This window comes from Aureispira sp. CCB-E (assembly GCF_031326345.1).
In the GTDB taxonomy this organism is placed as follows: Bacteria; Bacteroidota; Bacteroidia; order Chitinophagales; family Saprospiraceae; genus Aureispira.
The window spans coordinates 5,160,442-5,179,264 of sequence record NZ_CP133671.1 but is presented as its reverse complement, the minus strand read 5'-3'; the positions used below and the strand labels follow the sequence as shown (position 1 = coordinate 5,179,264).

General features: G+C 32.1%; 19 protein-coding genes. 13 read left to right on the top strand and 6 right to left on the bottom strand.

Translation table 11 applies throughout. The features are described 5' to 3' along the window. The first annotated feature begins 183 nt into the window (after positions 1-183). Positions 184-1,185, top strand: coding sequence for a hypothetical protein (locus QP953_RS20005; protein ID WP_309552605.1), 1,002 nt, complete (start codon positions 184-186; stop codon positions 1,183-1,185). A gap of 172 nt (positions 1,186-1,357) precedes the next feature. Here QP953_RS20005 and QP953_RS28625 read toward each other — a convergent pair whose 3' ends face one another. Both QP953_RS28625 and QP953_RS20000 read right to left on the bottom strand, forming a co-directional pair. Continuing rightward, entirely contained in the window at positions 1,358-1,894 is a 537-nt protein-coding gene (locus QP953_RS28625) for a transposase (protein ID WP_408913543.1), read from the bottom strand. Between the two features lie 164 nt (positions 1,895-2,058). After that, positions 2,059-2,241: a hypothetical protein gene (locus tag QP953_RS20000; RefSeq protein ID WP_309552603.1), complete on the bottom strand. Its 183-nt coding sequence runs from the start codon at positions 2,239-2,241 to the stop codon at positions 2,059-2,061. Positions 2,242-2,374: 133 nt separating this feature from the next. On the opposite strand from QP953_RS20000, the gene QP953_RS19995 reads away from it, so the two are divergent. The 3 genes from QP953_RS19995 (at position 2,375) to QP953_RS19985 (ending at position 3,986) form a co-directional block, all read left to right on the top strand. Continuing rightward, a complete protein-coding gene (locus tag QP953_RS19995; RefSeq protein WP_309552601.1) occupies positions 2,375-2,953 on the top strand; it encodes a hypothetical protein in 579 nt (192 codons plus the stop codon). An 18-nt stretch (positions 2,954-2,971) separates the two neighbouring features. Beyond that, positions 2,972-3,493: a hypothetical protein gene (locus QP953_RS19990; RefSeq protein WP_309552599.1), complete on the top strand. Its 522-nt coding sequence runs from the start codon at positions 2,972-2,974 to the stop codon at positions 3,491-3,493. 229 nt (positions 3,494-3,722) lie between these two features. Then, positions 3,723-3,986, top strand: a complete 264-nt coding sequence (locus tag QP953_RS19985) for a hypothetical protein (protein ID WP_309552598.1) — start codon at positions 3,723-3,725, stop codon at positions 3,984-3,986. A 167-nt stretch (positions 3,987-4,153) separates the two neighbouring features. Here QP953_RS19985 and QP953_RS19980 read toward each other — a convergent pair whose 3' ends face one another. Then, positions 4,154-4,513: a helix-turn-helix domain-containing protein gene (locus QP953_RS19980; protein ID WP_052600064.1), complete on the bottom strand. Its 360-nt coding sequence runs from the start codon at positions 4,511-4,513 to the stop codon at positions 4,154-4,156. 393 nt (positions 4,514-4,906) lie between these two features. Here QP953_RS19980 and QP953_RS19975 point away from each other — a divergent pair, with 393 nt between their 5' ends. Together QP953_RS19975 and QP953_RS19970 are read left to right on the top strand one after the other, a co-directional pair. Then, complete coding sequence (locus tag QP953_RS19975) at positions 4,907-5,494, top strand: NAD(P)H-dependent oxidoreductase (protein WP_309552596.1); 588 nt, start codon at positions 4,907-4,909, stop codon at positions 5,492-5,494. Position 5,495: 1 nt separating this feature from the next. After that, on the top strand, positions 5,496-6,014 hold the full coding sequence (locus QP953_RS19970; protein ID WP_052600062.1) for a redoxin domain-containing protein: 519 nt from the start codon (positions 5,496-5,498) through the stop codon (positions 6,012-6,014). A 509-nt stretch (positions 6,015-6,523) separates the two neighbouring features. On the opposite strand, the gene QP953_RS19965 is transcribed toward QP953_RS19970, so the two are convergent. Both QP953_RS19965 and QP953_RS19960 read right to left on the bottom strand, forming a co-directional pair. After that, positions 6,524-7,372, bottom strand: a complete 849-nt coding sequence (locus QP953_RS19965; RefSeq protein ID WP_309552594.1) for an alpha/beta hydrolase — start codon at positions 7,370-7,372, stop codon at positions 6,524-6,526. Positions 7,373-7,392: 20 nt separating this feature from the next. Next, the gene (locus tag QP953_RS19960; protein ID WP_052600060.1) at positions 7,393-8,676 is read right to left on the bottom strand and encodes an acetyl-CoA C-acyltransferase; all 1,284 of its coding nucleotides are present in this window, start codon (positions 8,674-8,676) and stop codon (positions 7,393-7,395) included. A 93-nt stretch (positions 8,677-8,769) separates the two neighbouring features. Between QP953_RS19960 and QP953_RS19955 the strand changes: the two genes are divergently transcribed. After that, a complete protein-coding gene (locus tag QP953_RS19955; protein ID WP_052600059.1) occupies positions 8,770-9,219 on the top strand; it encodes a helix-turn-helix domain-containing protein in 450 nt (149 codons plus the stop codon). A gap of 767 nt (positions 9,220-9,986) precedes the next feature. Here QP953_RS19955 and QP953_RS19950 read toward each other — a convergent pair. After that, positions 9,987-11,396, bottom strand: a complete 1,410-nt coding sequence (locus tag QP953_RS19950; RefSeq protein ID WP_309552592.1) for a T9SS type A sorting domain-containing protein — start codon at positions 11,394-11,396, stop codon at positions 9,987-9,989. 736 nt (positions 11,397-12,132) lie between these two features. On the opposite strand from QP953_RS19950, the gene QP953_RS19945 reads away from it, so the two are divergent. The 6 genes from QP953_RS19945 to QP953_RS19920 all read left to right on the top strand — a co-directional run bounded on the left by QP953_RS19945 (position 12,133) and on the right by QP953_RS19920 (position 18,700). Beyond that, complete coding sequence (locus QP953_RS19945; RefSeq protein WP_309552590.1) at positions 12,133-13,233, top strand: serine hydrolase domain-containing protein; 1,101 nt, start codon at positions 12,133-12,135, stop codon at positions 13,231-13,233. A 150-nt stretch (positions 13,234-13,383) separates the two neighbouring features. Continuing rightward, positions 13,384-14,433 carry a histidine kinase gene (locus tag QP953_RS19940; protein ID WP_309552589.1) on the top strand — a complete coding sequence of 350 codons (1,050 nt, stop codon included), beginning with the start codon at positions 13,384-13,386 and terminating at the stop codon, positions 14,431-14,433. Then, complete coding sequence (locus tag QP953_RS19935; RefSeq protein ID WP_309552587.1) at positions 14,414-15,181, top strand: LytTR family DNA-binding domain-containing protein; 768 nt, start codon at positions 14,414-14,416, stop codon at positions 15,179-15,181. Before QP953_RS19940 ends, QP953_RS19935 begins: the two co-directional genes overlap by 20 nt. A 167-nt stretch (positions 15,182-15,348) precedes the next feature. Further along, positions 15,349-15,987 carry a helix-turn-helix transcriptional regulator gene (locus tag QP953_RS19930; RefSeq protein WP_309552585.1) on the top strand — a complete coding sequence of 213 codons (639 nt, stop codon included), beginning with the start codon at positions 15,349-15,351 and terminating at the stop codon, positions 15,985-15,987. Between the two features lie 105 nt (positions 15,988-16,092). Next, on the top strand, positions 16,093-17,763 hold the full coding sequence (locus QP953_RS19925) for a T9SS type A sorting domain-containing protein (protein ID WP_309552583.1): 1,671 nt from the start codon (positions 16,093-16,095) through the stop codon (positions 17,761-17,763). A gap of 220 nt (positions 17,764-17,983) precedes the next feature. Next, a complete protein-coding gene (locus tag QP953_RS19920) occupies positions 17,984-18,700 on the top strand; it encodes a hypothetical protein (protein ID WP_309552582.1) in 717 nt (238 codons plus the stop codon). Positions 18,701-18,823: the final 123 nt, after the last annotated feature.

Here is an 18,823-nt window from a genome sequence, read left to right as displayed (position 1 = left end):
CTAAAGCTAAAGAATCGTCGTATGTGACACTACGCAAAATCACAGATTTTGCTTTGGAATAGCTATATTTCTGTTCGCATAGTGTAGCACGCTATATGCATGAGCCGTTATCAGCAATTGGAACTTCCCTTCACAAAATTTAGTTCTTAAAGTTAGACCTCTTGTTTAAATATTAAATCCTAAATGAAACAGAACTTCTTTTTCTTGATTTTATTACTACTATCCTTTAGCTGCATAGAAAACAATAAAAATAGTTTAGACAGCAATCCAACTTCTGAAAGTTCTAAATATCAAAAACTAATCGAAAAATTCCACTCAAAAGAAGATTTAGAATACCCTTTAAAAATTGAATTAAAAAATTGGATAAAGGATGGTAACAAAATTAATTTTTCAGATTATAAAGAGTTGTTTAAAGATATAAATTTTTATCAAGATTGGAATCCTAGCCAAAACAGTTTAGATTCTATATTAGCTCTTGGAATAAATCCACATGACAGAACAGATCTTTTTTATGAGTTATTTAATGGTCAAACAAAGTTATTAGCATCATTCCCAAATATTTCAAAAAATCTAAATTTTGATCTCTTTTTAATACAAACTAAAAGCAAGCTTATACTATTAATTGGAGATAAAGAAGAAGAAAAAATTTACAACTTTTTTCAACTAAATTCACGAAATAAGGATTGGTGCATTTCGCTCCCCAAAGCTTCTCGAAATCCTGAAATTTGGTATAAAGAAACCGTTATTGATAGTAATTCCAATTCAAAATTTGCTTATGAAATCAAAACTAAATTAACCGAAAATGGTCAATTTATCTCTAATGAAGTTCTTCTAAATAAGGATGAATCCCTCTTTACAATAAAAGAAGGCTCAATAATAGGCACTTATAAGTTAAAATCAGATATTTTGTATGCAACAATAAGTATAAAAGAAGGTAAAACTTCAAATAAAATATCCTACAAAATCACTCTCCTAGAAAATAAAACTAAATATTGTATAACATACCTTGATAATGATATCGTTCTAGATAAAAATAAAGGGTTTAATGTACTGAGAAAAGATAAATTATTAATGAAGATATATTTCAAAAACCAACATTTATATATTAAATGGGATGGGTGCCTTGAACTAAAATCTATTCCTTGCGATTTTAACTTTGTTGCAATAAAAGAAAAAAACAGCTGATAACAATCTGCCAATTCCGTAAAGTTAAGGACAAAAGCTGGTCTATAATTTGTTAAAAACCTATTTTTAAGGCTGTCACATTTAAGGCAATAACAATTTTGGAAAAAGCGTACTAATTATGTTATTGATAAGGATAAGGAATTATTCTTTTTCGCATTTAACTCTTTCTTGGCTACATGAAGAAACATTGAGGGTATATTATAAAAGACCAATACCGACCATAGATCTTGTAATACATATTGTGCCCTATAGAGAACACGCCTAACTTTAGTTGTTTTTTTAGCTCATCGAATGCCGTTTCTACTCCCCATCTTTTTGCATATAAATCCTTAAAGCCGCTCTTTAGAAATTCATCTACTACTTTTATCCCTTTAATCTTCATTCTTATTAAACAGGGCTTTTTTGACTTTATATGGCGGTCTAATAGCAAACTATCACAATAATGACGGTCATAAATCATGATCGGATCTTTTGGGAGAACTTCAAAATTCTGATGTAGAGCAACTAATTCTGTTATCGCCCTGGGGTGTAAATGTACGTGATAGAATACTCGATTTAGAACATCATGTACTGCCAATATTTTGCAGGCTGCTATGGAACCATGTTGGTTCTTATGGACTCCTATTAAGCGTCTATTTTCTTCCATATCTGGCACTCGTATGCCTGTTCCATCTATTGTTAATAGTCGATAGCCTTTCCAGTGCTTTATTGGAGTTTTTGTTTGATAAAATAGTTGGCAAGTATAGAAAAATAAGTCTTCAAAGAAACGTACTTTTATCTTTGAACGAGCTAAGGATAAGGCGGTTTTTGTGGGAGGTTCTTTGGATTTGAATAGTCCTGATTGGGAGATTAATTCAGCGTTTACGCTTTTTTTTAAAGTCCTAATATCAAGCCAACTGTTTTTGAAAAATCTAATTTTCGTTGTCTTGTGAAATCTTGCTTGGGACGACTCAAATAAATCGCCTGTTTTTGAGCATTTAAACTAGCTAACATTATAAATGATTTTAGCTTTTTTAATTGTTCTGCTAAGTTCAGTCTTTTTTTGTCACTTTTCATCCTATAAATATACATCTTTTTTTACTGCTTTCCTTAACTTTATGGCAATGAACAATATGTATACGTTTAGGGCAAACTAACGTACATGCTTTGATGGTTAACGTATGGCTTGGAGGCACAAAAATAGTTAAACTTGGAAATTGATTTACTAGATTACTCTAAAAACAATAATAAAGAGAGTGCAATACATAGAATCTTGCTAAGTATTGTTTGGTTACTTTTCTCCATTATTTTAGTGTTTGAAAGCTTAACCCTTTTCAACATGCACTTTGAGTTTGACAATAACCCTCAAAGATTTGCATTGATTGACTATTATTTGCCCACTAAATACTTTGGATACCGAATACTAATACAAAGTTTTCTAGGGATATTAATTTCTATCGCAATTATTCTAAATAAAAAAGATAGAAAAGAGATTCTCGTTGCTTACTTTGTTTCTATTCTTCTCTTTGGGCTTTGTGAAGTTCTTTTCGTATTTTTCCCTGAGTCATTTTTAAATTATGAAATTTATGGAAGTCTAATTCTCACGTTTTTAAGTCTAAGCTATTATAAAACCAAGTTACTTCCACTAAATTTATCCGAGTTAAAATTTATACATAAATTAATAATCATTTCAGGAGTTTTGCCATTCATATTTGTAAAAACTCTAGACTACAAGAAAATTTTAGTATGGGACATAAGTTGGATTGAGAAATGGTTATCATTCACCTAAAAACTAAATCATAAATTCATGAAAATAGCAATACTATTGACATTATTTCTACTATTACTTGCAAACTGTGGAAACAAATCAATTGGTGCTAATAAATCAATTGAAAACATCTCTCTAGAACTCCCTAAAGAAAAGGCTGATTTGATAATAAGTCAGCTTGTTTGCTTAGATAATTTTGAAAAAATAAATACTGAAAATTGTCAAAAAGCAATCAGTTCCTATGACTTTGAAAGATACTTCTTTAATAAAGAAAATGAAATTCACTATTACTTTATCAGCAGATGGGAAGGCTTTATTGTTGGTGGAGTTTTCGTAGGATTTATTGGTTGTTTTAAAGAAGATAAAAATGGGAAATTTATTAAAGATCAAATTATTGTCGACTTTTATTCTAAAAACCTTATAAAACCTCTCGCTGCATTTAAAAAAATTATACAAAACCAGACACTGTTGAAATCTGAAAGTCAAGGGCAAGAAATTAGGATATTACATTATGAATTTGAGGAAAAAGATTCAATTCTTTTATTTGATTCTTTTGAGTAGTAATTCAATAGGAAAAGGAAAAAAAATGCCTGTACATAACAAAGCTATATATAGCCATCCCGCTTTGTGGGGCTAAAGCTAAAAATTATTTCTTCTTGTCTGGCTCCGAAAAATCGCAGGTTTTGCTTTGAGATTAGTTATATCCATAGCGTACAGGGATAGACAGTCGTATTGTGGCTAATTAAAACTTGCCGAAAATGCAACATAAAAAAGATCTTCCTTGATATTTATGAAAACTTTACTAAACGATACCCTACTTTTTACAGTACTATCAGTCTTTTTAGGTTGCACAAATACTAGAATAACATCAAACTCTATTTTAGGTGATTACAGATATACTGTTTTTACACATCACAAGCAGGGTAGAAAATACATCAATTGGGGCATTAAAAACGACTTGTTTGATTTGGACTTATCGAATAAGTTGGTCAATGATGCTTGGGATGAGGGATTGGTAGGTTGTAACAAAACAAGTTGCTCTGTTGTTGGGTGACTTGTTTTGTTTTTAAGAACCCGTGTATACTCCGTGACAGAAGTCATGGAAATATAAATATAGTTGTTCTCTGAGCAAAACCTAAGGTTTTGCATTGTAATACATGCGTTTATTCTTCTAAGGTTATTCCCACAACGTGGCATAAAAACATGCACATTTATACGCTTTTATATTTCTATTATTCTACATTTTTCAAAGTTTATATCTGGATAACTTAATTCTGTCCAAGCGCTCAACATCTTTAGAGCAGGTAATAAGCCTTTTGCTTTTTTAGATAATGAATATTCAACACGAGGAGGTATCTCTGCAAATGATTTTCGATTAATTAATCCATCAGCCTCTAACTCTTTTAGTTGACTTGTAAGAACTTTTTTAGAAATAGTAGGAACTAATGCATACAATTTCCCAAATCGTAGAGGACCATTAGATAGTAAATATATAATAATGGGCTTCCATTTATTTCCAATGATATTCATTGTATGTACAAGAGTACACAAATTGGGGTTGTCAATATATTTTCGTGCCATAAGTTACTTTTAGGTTACCACTTCTTAGGTAGAGTTTTTAAACAATAGTTTCTAAAGTAAACTATTATTAGTTCCTTTATCAGCGGTTCTAACGATAAACGGAATTATATTTAATTTTACCATAAGTCTGCATTTATAGGACATACGAGTCAAAATAGAGTGCTAAAATCGCAAAAAAAAGACCTGAAAAATCCCTAAAACAAGGGCTTTTAGAGCATTTTTTAGACATTATTTTGGGATGTTAAATTTTATAGTTTCCTTTTGAAACTTCGCAAGTATCGATAGGCACTGATTTATGAATTAAATAAATATAATTTCAAATGTCGTTAGTTTCGCTATTCCTTTATGAAACAAATGTAATGATTTTATAATAGAACTAGAAAAATCTTTAAAATGAAAAATGTATTTATTATCAATGGACATCAAAAATATCCTTTTTCAGAAGGTAAATTGAATGCAAGTTTGACAGAGAGGGCGGAGCTTTTTTTTAAGGAAATGGATTGTGAGGTACAAATAACGAGAATGGAAGATAGTTATAATGTTACTGAGGAGATTGATAAATTTAAGTGGGCTGATTTAGTATTTTTTCAGACTCCATTAAACTGGATGGGAGTAAGTTGGTTTTTTAAAAAGTATATCGATGAAGTTTTTTCAATGGGGATGATGGGCGAAATGTCAGAGGGAGATGGGAGAAGTAAAGCTGCTCCAAAAAAGAATTATGGAATGGGGGGGAAGTTGGAAGGAAAATATATGATTTCTGTTACTGCTAATGCTCCGAAAGAGGCATTTAACAACCCAGAAGAGTCTTTTTTTGGAGGAATGAGTGAGGACGATTTACTTCAACCAATGCATCTAAATTTTAAATGGTTTGGTTTAGAACCACTTCCAACATTTATGGCTTATGATGTAATGAAAAACCCAGCAATTGAAAACGATTTTAAACGTTTTGATTCTCATTTAGAAAATTCTTTTAAAAAATAGGATGATGCGACCAACACCGAAACAAAAAGCCCCAAGATTAAATTTTCCTTTAATTGATGGAGAGAAATGGAGTTTAGAAGAGCAGAAGAGTGAGAATTTTACATTGATAGTTTTTTACAGGGGGCTACATTGCCCATTGTGCAAGAAATATTTAGAAACATTAGAGAGTCTTTTACCTGAGTTTGAAAGTAGAGGAGTTGAGGTAGTAGCAGTAAGTATGGACACTAAAAAAAGAGCCTCCTTTTCAAGGCAAAACTGGGAAATATTTAATCTTCATTTGGGATATAATTTGAGCGAAGAGATGGCAAAGAACTGGGGGCTTTATCTAAGTCAAGGGGTAAAACAGGGCGAACCAGAAGTATTTAGTGAACCAGGTTTATTTTTAATTGATAATAAAAAGCACGTGTATTATGTAGGAATTAATAGCAATCCATGGGGACGACCATATCTTCCAACATTTATAAAAGCAGTAGATTATATTATATCTTCTGAATATCCAGCTCGTGGTGAAATCTTATAAAGGGGGGATATGCCTTGGAAAAGGAGGGTAAAGAAGCTAAGGTTGTGCAAAATCAAGCTCAGAAACATGCATTGGAGCAAAATGCTATTGAAGCTTGTTGAGAATGGGAATGCAAATATAAAGATGGCTTTTATTTGAATGGTCAATGTCAAAGTGATCCTATTGTTACTTCTTATGGTCAAATATTGAGGTCTAACTACCACGACTTGAATGGTTAGTCTACGCTCTCTTACTGATATAGAGGTTGCCTTTGGTAATAGAGGGCAACCTTTTGTTTTGCAATATGCTAAGGTTCAAACACAAATTTGTTGAAATTACACAGAGGCTATTTTACCAACTGTATTTCTAGTGTTTAGTGCAACAACACTAGAAAATTAGTGGTATCCTATGGTTAGTATAAAAACAGTAGCGGATATAAACGCTCTTATTTTTAGGTTAGTAAGATACTTAATTCAACATAAAAACGGTTCGGAAATAATCCCAAACCGCTATTCTTTTTATACAATGTTCTATGTTGTTTTTTCTTGACGACATAAAAACCTTTCAACTTGCCCGCCAAATTCATCTGGTAGTTGATGATGAAAAGCATGAGCAGCATTTGAATACAGAATTAATTGGCTATTAGGTATTTGTTTATACAGTAGAAAAGAATTTTTACTTGAAAAAGCTATATCTTCCTTTGCTCCAGCAACTAGAACTGGTTGGGAAATCGATTTTATTTTTTCAAAGTAATTTTTTTCACTAGAAAAGTAATTTTTAGTGGCTGTTCCCTGAGCAATCCAAGTTTCTGGTTGTGTTGGCTTAACTTTAGTCAAGTAGTTATCAATACGGGATAGTGATTCTTTAGTAGCATGTAAACCTTTTTGATCATCTGTAAAAAACACAGTTTGATGATGTTCAGGTTTCATATTGTAAACTTTAGTGGCCACATTCAAAAAGCGTTCTGTAGGATATTCAGTGTGTTCACTAGCGCCTAATCCAGTACCTACTAAAACCACCTTTTGAACAATTTTGGGATAATTCAAAACAAAAGCTTGGACTACGAGACCTCCCATGCTCCAACCGAGTAAGTTCACTTTATCATATCCTAAGAATATAATAAATTCATACGCTATTTCAGCCATGCCTTCTATTGAATTTGGACTTGTACCAGAAGAGTTTCCAACACCAAGATTATCAAAGACGATAACTTTATTTTTTTTTACAAGCCTTGTTATAAAGGCAGGATCCCAATCGTTAATTGTCCCTCGAAATCGATTGAAAAGTATTAGCGGTTGTCCATTTCCAAAGGTACGATATGCTATCGTTTCATTTTTAATAATTGCGAATTTAATTTCGCTTTTTAGGATTTCATTCATTTTTTCGAATTTTAATTTAATTATTTATCTAATATTAGTGCAAGACCATTTCCTCTTGCCGCACAAATTGAGACTAGCCCAGAACCTTTACCTTCCTGATTCAAAAGTTTTGAGAGGGTTGCAATTATTCTTGCGCCTGTTGCTGCAAATGGGTGACCGGTAGCTAAACTGCTGCCAACCATATTTAATTTAGAAAAATCAATTTCCCCTTTTATGGAGTCTAAATTTTGCTTGCTCCAAAATGGATCACCTAAACCTTTATTGTTCAATATTTTAATAGTTGTTAATGCCTGAGCAGCAAATGCTTCATGAATTTCAATAAAGGAAAATGAATCCAAATTTCTATTACTCTGTTTTAATGCTTTTTGAATCGCAAGTATTGGTGCTAGTAGTAGGTTTTGTTTATTGTTGATATATTCAATTCCAGCTGTAGCGGCAAAACTTAAAAAAGCTAGAATTGGATAATTATGTTTTTTTGCCCATTCTTCTGAGGCTAGAAAGATACCCGCAGCTCCATCCGAGAAAGGAGTTGAATTAGCTGCAGTAAGGCTTCCAGAGTTCAAATCAAAAGCCGGGCTTAAGGATCTCATTTTATTTAAAGAAGGGTTCTTTCTTAGTATTGAGTCTTCCTTAATTTGCCCGATGGGTTCAATCATATCTTCAATAAATCCACTTTGATATGCCCTTGTTAGCTTTTTGTGACTGTTAAATGCAAAATGGTCTTGTTCTTCACGCGTTATTTTATAATATTTAGCCATTATCTCAGCATGTTCACCCATTGAAAGACCAGTTTCTGGCTCATTATTGTTCGGGATTTCAGGGAGCATCAATTCTAAATTTCTCAGATTTTCTTTTGTAAAATCAGAAAGACTCAAATGTTGATTTAGAAATTCTTTTCTGAATAATTCATTTAATACTATTGGAGAATCACTTGCACTATCTGTACCGCATGCTATGCCATTTTCTATTTGACCTAATGCTATTTTATTTGCAATAATTATAGCTGCTTCCGCAGAAGTTGCACATGCTTTTTGAATATCAAATGCTGGTGTTAGAGGATGAATGTCAGTTTTTAGTAAAGATTCTCGTACTAAATTTCCTTGCGAGCTGTGTTTTATAACAGCCCCTCCAACAACTTCACCTAATATTTTATCTTTTAAAGCATACTTGTTGCTTATGGATTGAAGGGTAGTGGTCAAGAGTTCGTTTGCTGAATAGCTTTTCAAATATGTGTTAGCTTTACTAAACGGAGTTCTACTATGCCCTATAATAGCCACTCTTTTTATTAAATTATTTGTATTCATTCTATTATTTTCGTAACCAATTAATAAATAGTTTTATTTTAGAACTCAAATATATGTACATAAGTTCTAAAAAAGAACCCAGATAGTAAAAAAATGAAAAAATTTCAAAAAACTGAGACGAATAGATTGAATTGTCCAATTCAATTAACTGCTAACTTATTAGGTGAAAGATGGGTGTTGTTAATAGTTAGAGAGCTTTTTCTAGGCAACTCCAAATTCAGCGAATTTCAAGACAATCTGAAAATTTCTAAGTCAGTTTTGACTAGCAAATTAAAAATGTTGGAAAATGCAGGTTTAATCGCGAAAAAAGAATACCAAGAAAACAACAAACGAGCTCGAAATGAATATTTCTTGACAGAAAAGGGAGGAGATTTAATCAAAATAATGAGTGCTATTTTAATTTGGGGCAACTCAAATTTGGTAGACAAAAATGAACCATTCCTCAAAATAGTAGATAAAAGTGGTGCTCCTGTTAAAATGACAATTGTTAATGAGGAAGGAAATTCGCTTAATTTAAATGACCTACAATTTATTTTATCATAGACCTTCTCCTATTTTGGAATGCCCTATAACTCTCTTATAAACACAATTGCGCGCAACCAATTATCTATGAATTGTTATCTAACACCAAGCTGGACAACAATCATCCTTTTATTTGAATGGTCAATGTCAAGGTAAGCCTATTGTTAGTGCTTAAGGTCAAGTAATTGGGACGAGCTACTACGGCTTGAATGGTTGGTCTAAGCTCTCTTACTGATATAGAAGGTTGTCTGGTGTTAGGCGACCTTTTGTATTGTTGTAGCATTCTAACATTGAAGTAATGATGATTTATTTCGATCTGCCTAGTAAGTTGGTGGATGATGTTTGGGATAAGGTGGTAGGAACATAGAAAACAAGTTGCTCTGTTGTTGGGAGACTTTTATCTTGTCCTAGTTGATGCAAAAGTATGAGTTGGCTCCAACCCAAATTCGGATTTGGAAGAAACAGTTGTAGGATGGTGCAGAAGATGTTTTTTAGAAACCAACATCTAAAAGGTCAGAAGAAGAAAAATATCTAATAAATTATTAATGAGCGGAAAATGCTCCTAAATATGAGATAGACTTCAGCTCAGTGTAAAAACGCCAAACCTATGATTTTGCTTATTCGGCTTAAAAATTTGCGAGCAAAAATCGTAGGTTTGGCTTAAGAACGGGGCTCTTACTGTTAAATGCTAGGTTCTTAGAACAGCATATGCATATGAAAGAGCCGTTACCTGCAATGAAAAAGCGCATATTATGATAATTAATAACACCCGCCCAAAGCTGTCAATCTTATTTATTCAAAACTAATTTCTCTTGAGTAATTAAACCCTTATTAGAATTTATCTTTAAAAAATAAATCCCTGAACTTAGACTTGATAAATTAAATGTAGAGAGTCTTTTATTAACAGTATAATTAGAAACAAGCTGACCTATTGAATTATAAATTTCAAGCGTATAATTCATTGAAGGATTAAAATCTTTCATTTGCACGTTTAATACTTCATAAGTAGGATTAGGATAAAAATCTACTCGTTTACTCTTAATGTTATCTATTATAGAAACGGAAGTCAGTGCCAAATCTAAAGAATCAAAAACTACCACATATTGACTAGGAACATTATAAATTGTATAAGGAGGTTTTGCCTGAGCCAAAGTAACAATTCGACCATCACTTGCTTCTATACTTTTTGTTGCTGTTGCTGGTTTTGTTAAAGTATGTGTTCGACTCCACAAAGAATCTCCATTAGGACTCACAACAATCACCCTCAAATCATCACTAAAAGTTCCTGTTATAACATAGTTTCCTGAAGAGTGATGCAAAACATCGATTCCTTTCATAGGAAAAGTTCTTGTCCAGTCTGGTGTTCCAAAACTATCTGTCTTCATTACCGTAGTAGTACCAACTCCAGGAGTATAAGGATTGGAGGCAACTATTATAAAACTATCTTCATTCACCTTGCAAAAATCGTTAATATACACTGGATAAGTATTTGCTGTTTGCCATACAATATTTCCTCCTAAATCCAATCGATGCAAAGAATCATGTTGAAGTAACCAATAACCATTAATATTTTTTTCAATTCTACCTGGAGTTGAAAGCCCAGGAGGGAATGGAATTGTTAATAGTTGTCCATTAGGCAATAACTCTTTTATGGTATAATCATACATTGATCCTATTGTTATTGGATTTCTAGAACCTTGTACTGTTGTGATACCTCCTTCATCATTTTTTAGATAATTATCAATGGAGTTTTCACAATTATCAGTCATCACGTTAGTATTAAGTATTGAGCCACTTGAGGAATATCTATAGGTACAATAATCGTGAAATGGGATAGATTGACCTATAAACCCACACGTGTAATTTTGTCCAATGTTCCCTAATGTCAAAAAATCATTATTAGCACTCTCAATTACATTACACCTTCCATAATGACTATGGTCATGATAGCTAGTCCATACTGTATCTCCATTGAAATCAATACGAACTAAATATTTTTTTAATGTATAATTCTCAACGATTGGAGCTGTTAAATTAACATTTCCGACAATAAAAAAATCTCCGTTTTGAGTTTCAATAATATCGCTAGGATAATGATGATACAACGAATCCCATCCGTAATAATGGATAGTTTGCGCAAAAAGTAAATTTGCACAGAAAAAAAATGCTATTAAAAATTGTAATTTAAGCAAAACCATAACATATCATGTTTTAAGATGTAAAAAGTGTTTTCTTTAAGTATTCAAATTTATTCATTAAACGAAACATTTGAGTATGTTGTGATTTTGAATTTAAAATAAATAAAAGACAGTAGGTAACACAGCAATATATCGCCATAGGGGGAGTTTATGAACTGTCTAAAACTCATTCTCTGCCGATAGAGCTAATGCATAATTATTTAGCATCTTTAAATGAAGTTAATAGCAATAAAATTGGAGCGTTGGGTGCATGTGCTGGTGCTATGTATAGTATTACCAAGCTACACCAAGAAGTTTTTTAATGACATTGCCAAAGCTGACAAAAAATTATATTGGATGAATACTGAATTGGAATCGCCTTTTCACCAATTTAATTATTACGACCAAGATGTTGAAGTAAATGAGTCTATAGCACAATCAAGTAATTGGTTCAGAGAAAAAATGTAAAAAGTACGACATATACTATGTAGCTTGGGATACTTTTGCTACAGATTTGGCTGCTAAGGTGTTGATTCATTAAACTTGAAAACTTCTTAATTAAACAGGGAATAACCCGCATTCGACAAAAGTCGGTTTACTAAAAAGTAAATCACTTCTACCTTTGTCTAAAACAAAATTAGGTAAATGGAGGCGTTAAGTAGGTGAGATGTTTTTTTCTTTTGTAAAAATATTCTTGAGGGATAGTAATCCTAAGTTTGTCTTATTTTATATACATTCAAAATATAAATTATACAACATGATTAAAACACAAAGTTTATTTTGGGGAATTTTCGTTATTTTATTGGTACTATCTAGTTGCAGAGATGAGTTTGATTTAGAAATTCCAAATGGTGCATCAGAACAAGAAAAGATTGAATTGGTTGATTCATGGCTTAGTAAACTACAAAAAGACCAAAAATTCAATGGTTCCGTATTACTTATAAGAGATGGGCAATCGATGCTTGCCAAAGGGTATGGTTTTACCAGTCACGAAAAAAATGAACAACTAACAGCCAATTCTTCATTTCGGCTTGCTTCGGTATCCAAACAATTTACTGCGGCTGGTATTATGCTATTAAAAGAGAAAGGAAGCATATCTTATGACGACTTAGTGTCCGAATATATTGAAAATTTCCCTTATGAAAAGGTCACCATTCGTAGCTTATTAAATCAATGTTCAGGTATTCCTGACATCTATATTGAGCTTGCGCTTGAGAATAAAGATAATATTAATGTACTTACCAATCAGAAAGCCACCGAGCTGATCATAAATGAAAACCGTTCAGCGAAAAAAGAACCTTTTGAAAAGTTTGAATACTCGAATACAAATTATATCCTTCTGGCAAGATTGGTTGAAATTGTCTCTGGTAAAAGTTTTGAAGATTATATGAAGGAGGAGTTATTTGAGCCATTGGGAATGGAAAATACGAGAGTTTGGAACTTGCTCTCTGCAGAGACAGATTTTACAAACAAATGTGGCGGATTTAAGATTGAAGGTGGTGTTTATAAAGAAGTACTGCCTGATTTTGTGGATGGTGTTGCAGGTGATGGAGCCGTATTTAGTAGTATAAACGATTTTTTAATTTGGGATAAATTCTGGTATGAAAATGATTTATTAAGCAGCTCTAATTTGGCAGAAGCATTTAAAAAACCACAATTGAATAATGGAAAATCATCGGACTATGGGTTCGGATGGGTTGTAACAGACGATGGTGCTTGGCACAATGGAGGTTGGCTGGCAGCACGTACTTATTACAGTCGAAACACTAAAAATGGAACAAGTATTGTCGTTTTAGATAACTCCTCTAATTCTGATTTGTATGAGATAGCAGAAGAGATAGGAAATATTTGGTTATAATCGATCATCAATCACGTAGTAGCAGCGCAGCTAATCAACGAATTACTACTATCATAAGAGACAACATTTAATTAATAACACCTGCTTTGAATTGACCGGCAACACTTATAGTGTTGCCGTATTGATTTTCTAACCCAACCAGAATAAATTATGGCAGAGGAAAATTTACGATTGTACAAATTACAAAAAGGAGATAAGTTAATATTCATTTTGTTTTTCTGGATTTTTTCGCTTTTGCTAATTTTATCTAGCGAAGACATGGGAGAAAAATGGATATATGGTTTGTATACGGTTATGGTGTTTGTAGGGAATGCTGTTTTAGTTGTATATTTTATAGTGTTTAGGTGGTTAAAGCAACTTAATACTCGCAAGCATTATTTACTTCTTATCTTAAAAACGATTTTATTTACCGTTTTTCTATTGGCTTTTCAGGGGCTTGTATATTATTACTTTATTGAAGTGACGCCAGACGAAGAAGGGGTTACCTTAGGAGATTTTATAAATGTATCTATTATTATTTTACTACTGAGTAGTATACTGTTGGGAATTATTATGTTAAAAAAAGGAGTTGGATCTCAGATTCAGATGCTTAAAATCGAAAATTTGCAAAAGACTTATGAGTTAAAAAATCTCAAAAAACAAATCGACCCTCATTTCTTGTTCAACAACCTCAACACCTTAGATGCTTTTATTGAAACAGATGTCGGCAAAGCCAAACCTTATATACAAAGGCTTGCTAAGCTTTATCAATATTTGATTAGAACGCAAGATGAAGATACCGTCAACTTAGAGGAGGAAATGAATTTTGCCAATGATTATATTTATCTTATAAAAGAGCGGTTTGGAGAAAATTATCAATTTAATATTATAAATAAAAGAACAAAAAAGGAGGAAAGGCTCATTCCGCCTTGTGCTATTCAAACAGTTTTTGAAAACATAGTAAAACATAATAATGCTTCGAGAGGCAAGCCTATTATCACGAAAATTATTGTGGAAGATGAGCAGATGGTCATCAGTAATAACATAAGATCTAAAGAAGAACCTGTTGTATCTTTTGGTGTTGGTTTAAGTAACTTACAATCTCGTTACCAAATACTTTGTAATCTTCCTCTAATCGTAGAAGTTGATGAAAATTATACCATAACATTACCTCTTATTCTAAAAATAAACGACCATAAGTATGAACGTTATAATAATTGAAGATGAAAAACCTGCTTTTAATAAACTTTCAAAATATCTTTTGGAGCATAGGGCAGATGCTCAGGTTTTGGAATGGTTTGACTCTGTGGATGATGCCCTAAAAGGCAAAGAATTATTCGCTCAATGCGATTTATTACTTTCTGATATACAATTATTAGACGGAAACTGTTTTCAGTTATTTCAACAATTAAAAATAAATTGTCCAATCATCTTTTGTACTGCCTACAACAAATATATGGAGAATGCTTTTGAAACAAATGGTATCGCATACCTTATCAAGCCCTATTCTCAAGAAGCATTTAATAATGCAATGCAGAAATATGAACATTTTTTTGAACAAAAGAATACTATCCAAACCAATAAAGACACCATTCATTTAATTGAAAAAATGTTTCAGCATAATAACAAAAGCTACAAACAAAGATTCAGCATAAAAAAGAAAAACGGGATTATCATTAAGAAGGTATCAGAGGCCTATTACTTTCAAGCTTCAGGAGATTTTTGCATTCTTGTAGATGTTAATGGAGAAAAACATATTGTAAACTATAAAATATCCGTATTAGAAAACTTGCTAGACCCTCAGTTATTTTTCCGAATCAATAGAAGCGAAATCGTTAACATTGAATATATTTTAAAGATTGAACCTCACTTCAAAAACAAGATGCAAATTCTTTTACCCAAGGGCATCGAGCTTTATACAAGTGGTGCTAGAACCCCTGAATTTAGACGGTGGTTGGAGGGGGAATGAATTTTGTCTAGGGAATAGCTATATTTAGATGTGCATGGTTTGCGCCACAGAATATACCTGAATCGTTTTCTGTTATACGGACAAAGGCACCTCAAAAAATATGGACTCAAGATTAGTTAAAGATTTTATTATCTTTGTAGTTTATTGTATCATTTCAAGGTGGAAGAATGCATATTAAATTAATTGACAGGGATTTAGATAGAGTGGCGCAAAGTATTGTTGGGGAGATGAAACAAAAAGGGTTAATTGTTCCCGAACAAATAGATTCTGATGAAACATTAAAAATTATTAACCAATCATCGTATATGGTTGCGATAGTTGAAGACGATTTTCTTAGTGCAACTTTAGTGAGTGATAATATGCTCACCAATTTTATGGGAACATCGTGCAACCGATTAACAGATTTTGACTTACTTTCATTTGTAACAACAATGGATTCTTCGTTATTTAATCATATCCCAAAAACTCGTGCTTTTTTTAAGAAAAATAAAAATACGCCCTATTTTTTTCAACTAAAAAATAAAGATTTTAACCAAAATACCGTTTGTTTTAATGGTGTCTATGTTCTTTTAATAGAAGAACCTACGCGTTATTTAGCTGTTGTTAAAAAAACAGACCATATTCCCCAAGAAACTCTCACGAAACAGGAACGAGAAGTTGCTTTACTTCTACAAAAAGGCTACACACGAAACGAAATTGCTAAACGATTATATATTAGTAATAATACCGTACACTACCACACTAAGAACATTTTTAAAAAACTTGGAATCAATAGAAAAACACTACTGCCTACTATAATTTTGTGATTTGCCTTAAAAAAAGTGTAAAAACTACCCAAATGGGTAGTTGATTGAGAAGCTTATTTCATAGACCTTTGCGAAAACTTTTTTTTAATTAAAAAATTATGCAATATGGCAAAAATTACATTTTTTTTATTAGCAATGATTCTTTCATTTTTAGGAATGAATGTGCAAGCACAACAAATACCTACGCAAGATTTAGTCGTAGAGTACCTGTTTGATAACAACCTTTTAGAAACGAGCGGAAGTTCCTATAATGCTGGAGCTTTAACATCAACAAATAGTGTTAATTATGTTCAAGGAATAGACGGAAATGACGCTGTGTCTCCAAATGGAGAAGTTTTGAGTAATGTAGGAAATATTGCTTTTTCTAGTAATGTAAAGGAATATGTAGTAAGTTTTTGGTTCAAAGCAAATGCTAGTGCTAATACCACACCATTTAAGCTGTTAGAGTTAAAAGACCAAAATAACAGTAATATAGGCTTAACCGTTGAGGTAGCAAATAATGGCCAACAATTAAATGTTACACAAAATGCTAGTGGTTTAACTAGTCTGGGATCATTTAACAGTTTTTTAGGTTATTTAGACAATAATTGGCATCATATAGCAGTAAAACTTGTTTATTGGCCTGGAGGACAAAAATATTATTTACGTACTTATCTTGATAACGCAGAAATTATTGATGATCAAGCACAGGTTTCTTTAAGTAACGTTTGGGTTTTTGGAGGGTTAAATATTTATATTCCTTCACAAGTTATGGGAACAGGCATTGCTCAAGATTTGAAAATAGATAATTTCCGTTTTTACAAAGCTCCGATTACCCTAACACAAATAGCAGCATTATATAACGAAAAAAACAGCGGAGGTACTTGTGCAATTGTAAACATACCAGATGCTAACTTTAAAAATGCCTTATTGGAGCACGGAACAAATATTGTTGGAACAAACATTGGCATAATAGATACAGATGGTGATGGTGAAATTTGTCAAAATGAAGCACAAGCTTACACAGGATGGATTTATGCGCAAAATAAAGGTATCAGCGACCTTACAGGAATTGAAGCTTTTACTGCTTTAACAGGATTAAATTGTTCTGTAAATCAGTTGACTAATTTAGATGTTTCAGCAAATACTGCTTTAACAAGATTAATATGTGATAATAACCAGTTAACTAGTATAGATGTTACAGTGCATACCGTTTTAGATTACCTACAATGTGGACATAATCAGTTAACGAGTTTAAACATTTCGACTAATACAGCTTTAACACAGATATGGTGTCAAAATAATGGGTTAACTCATTTAGATATTTCAACAAACACAGCTCTAGAAGTATTAAATTGTAACAATAATCAGTTAACCAGTTTAAATGTTTCTAACGGAAACAATACTAACTTAATGAGTATGTCTGCGTTTAATAATCCAAGTTTAACTTGTATTCAACATGATGCTGGTTATACACCTGTACCGTGGTATCAAGGTAATGGTTGGCTTAAAGATGCTACTGCAAATTGGAGCTCAAATTGTAATGTTGTAGGTATTGAGGATATTGAGTCTTCTGAGAATATTTCTCTTTACCCCAATCCTGCAAGTGATATTGTAATGATTGAGATGGATAACCTACAATCGGTAAAAGTGGTCGATGTGCAAGGAAAAGAAGTGCTAAAAAGCACCAATAGCAAAATTGATGTTTCTGCATTGAAAATAGGAATGTACTTTGTACAAATAACAAGCAACAATGGAACTATTGCCACTAAAAAGCTATTAAAAAATAAACTCTAGATTTTATTGGAAAATATTATTCAACATATAAAATAATTCGTTCGGTTGTTCCTTTTTAATAGTAAGGAAGAAATGACTGTAAAAAATAGTGTATATGCAAAAGGCGAAAAAGCATTAGTGATAGTTGCCTTTGCATATACACTTAATCGTTATCTGTAACAAAATAGCCGATTAGCTATAAAACTAAATTGACTATCAATTATCAAAATCCACCCATTTAATGACAAAAATTAGCTATCTCATAATTTTATTCTTTTTTCTAAATTTAGTAACCTTAACTGTGGGATGTACGAATAAAGAAAACATAAAAAAAGAAGCTAAAACGTTGTCCGAGGCTACAACTAAGTCTAAAGCTCCTGCCGTTCAAAATGTATATGATTTTAAAGCAGATTCAATAGGGTTTGACTCTCCTGAAGAAGTTGCAAAACAAGTTGTTGAGTTTTTACAAAATAGGGATACAGCCAAATATCTGAATGCAATCATTCCTCTCGAAGCTCAAAAATATCTTTTTTCTCAAAACTTTGAATATAGACCTGACATTAAAGATCAAGCTAAGTTTATGAAACTCCTCGAATCAAGATTTGAAAGGAGAATGAATAACTTTTTAATCAGATCGGAATATATTACAGAAATAATGGAAAGAGATAAAGGCTTCCAAATAAAAAATGCCACAATTGATACTATCACGATAGAGGAAGTACGAATAAAAAATTATGGTGGCTTTAATAGATTTATTGTTGGAAAATGGGCGGATGTCACTGTCAAAATGAAGTTTAATAGACAAGATTATTTCTTTGAAATTCCTCAAATAATAGAACTTAAAAACAAGTGGTTTTTATATTATCCTGAATATTATATCAGGACTAAAAGGGACTTAGAGTTTATTAAAAAGAGAGTTAAAGAAATCAATGCAAAAGCTGATGAGTTTTGGTTATAGATAGAAAGGAAAATTTCTTATGTATATGACCATATTAACTATGAGGTGAAAGCTCAATTCTTAGATTGGGTAAGACTCCGAAAAGCCTATAATTTTGCTGGCAGTTTAAAACAAAATATGAGC

What these genes read in the sequence shown, in the direction of transcription:
- QP953_RS20005 (WP_309552605.1), top strand. Translation starts at nt 184, where the DNA reads ATGAAACAGAACTTCTTTTTCTTGATTTTATTACTACTATCCTTTAGC.
- QP953_RS20000 (WP_309552603.1), bottom strand. Translation starts at nt 2,241, where the DNA reads ATGAAAAGTGACAAAAAAAGACTGAACTTAGCAGAACAATTAAAAAAG.
- QP953_RS19990 (WP_309552599.1), top strand. Translation starts at nt 2,972, where the DNA reads ATGAAAATAGCAATACTATTGACATTATTTCTACTATTACTTGCAAAC.
- QP953_RS19985 (WP_309552598.1), top strand. Translation starts at nt 3,723, where the DNA reads ATGAAAACTTTACTAAACGATACCCTACTTTTTACAGTACTATCAGTC.
- QP953_RS19980 (WP_052600064.1), bottom strand. Translation starts at nt 4,513, where the DNA reads ATGGCACGAAAATATATTGACAACCCCAATTTGTGTACTCTTGTACAT.
- QP953_RS19975 (WP_309552596.1), top strand. Translation starts at nt 4,907, where the DNA reads ATGAAAAATGTATTTATTATCAATGGACATCAAAAATATCCTTTTTCA.
- QP953_RS19970 (WP_052600062.1), top strand. Translation starts at nt 5,496, where the DNA reads ATGATGCGACCAACACCGAAACAAAAAGCCCCAAGATTAAATTTTCCT.
- QP953_RS19965 (WP_309552594.1), bottom strand. Translation starts at nt 7,372, where the DNA reads ATGAATGAAATCCTAAAAAGCGAAATTAAATTCGCAATTATTAAAAAT.
- QP953_RS19960 (WP_052600060.1), bottom strand. Translation starts at nt 8,676, where the DNA reads ATGAATACAAATAATTTAATAAAAAGAGTGGCTATTATAGGGCATAGT.
- QP953_RS19955 (WP_052600059.1), top strand. Translation starts at nt 8,770, where the DNA reads ATGAAAAAATTTCAAAAAACTGAGACGAATAGATTGAATTGTCCAATT.
- QP953_RS19950 (WP_309552592.1), bottom strand. Translation starts at nt 11,396, where the DNA reads ATGGTTTTGCTTAAATTACAATTTTTAATAGCATTTTTTTTCTGTGCA.
- QP953_RS19945 (WP_309552590.1), top strand. Translation starts at nt 12,133, where the DNA reads ATGATTAAAACACAAAGTTTATTTTGGGGAATTTTCGTTATTTTATTG.
- QP953_RS19940 (WP_309552589.1), top strand. Translation starts at nt 13,384, where the DNA reads ATGGCAGAGGAAAATTTACGATTGTACAAATTACAAAAAGGAGATAAG.
- QP953_RS19935 (WP_309552587.1), top strand. Translation starts at nt 14,414, where the DNA reads ATGAACGTTATAATAATTGAAGATGAAAAACCTGCTTTTAATAAACTT.
- QP953_RS19930 (WP_309552585.1), top strand. Translation starts at nt 15,349, where the DNA reads ATGCATATTAAATTAATTGACAGGGATTTAGATAGAGTGGCGCAAAGT.
- QP953_RS19925 (WP_309552583.1), top strand. Translation starts at nt 16,093, where the DNA reads ATGGCAAAAATTACATTTTTTTTATTAGCAATGATTCTTTCATTTTTA.
- QP953_RS19920 (WP_309552582.1), top strand. Translation starts at nt 17,984, where the DNA reads ATGACAAAAATTAGCTATCTCATAATTTTATTCTTTTTTCTAAATTTA.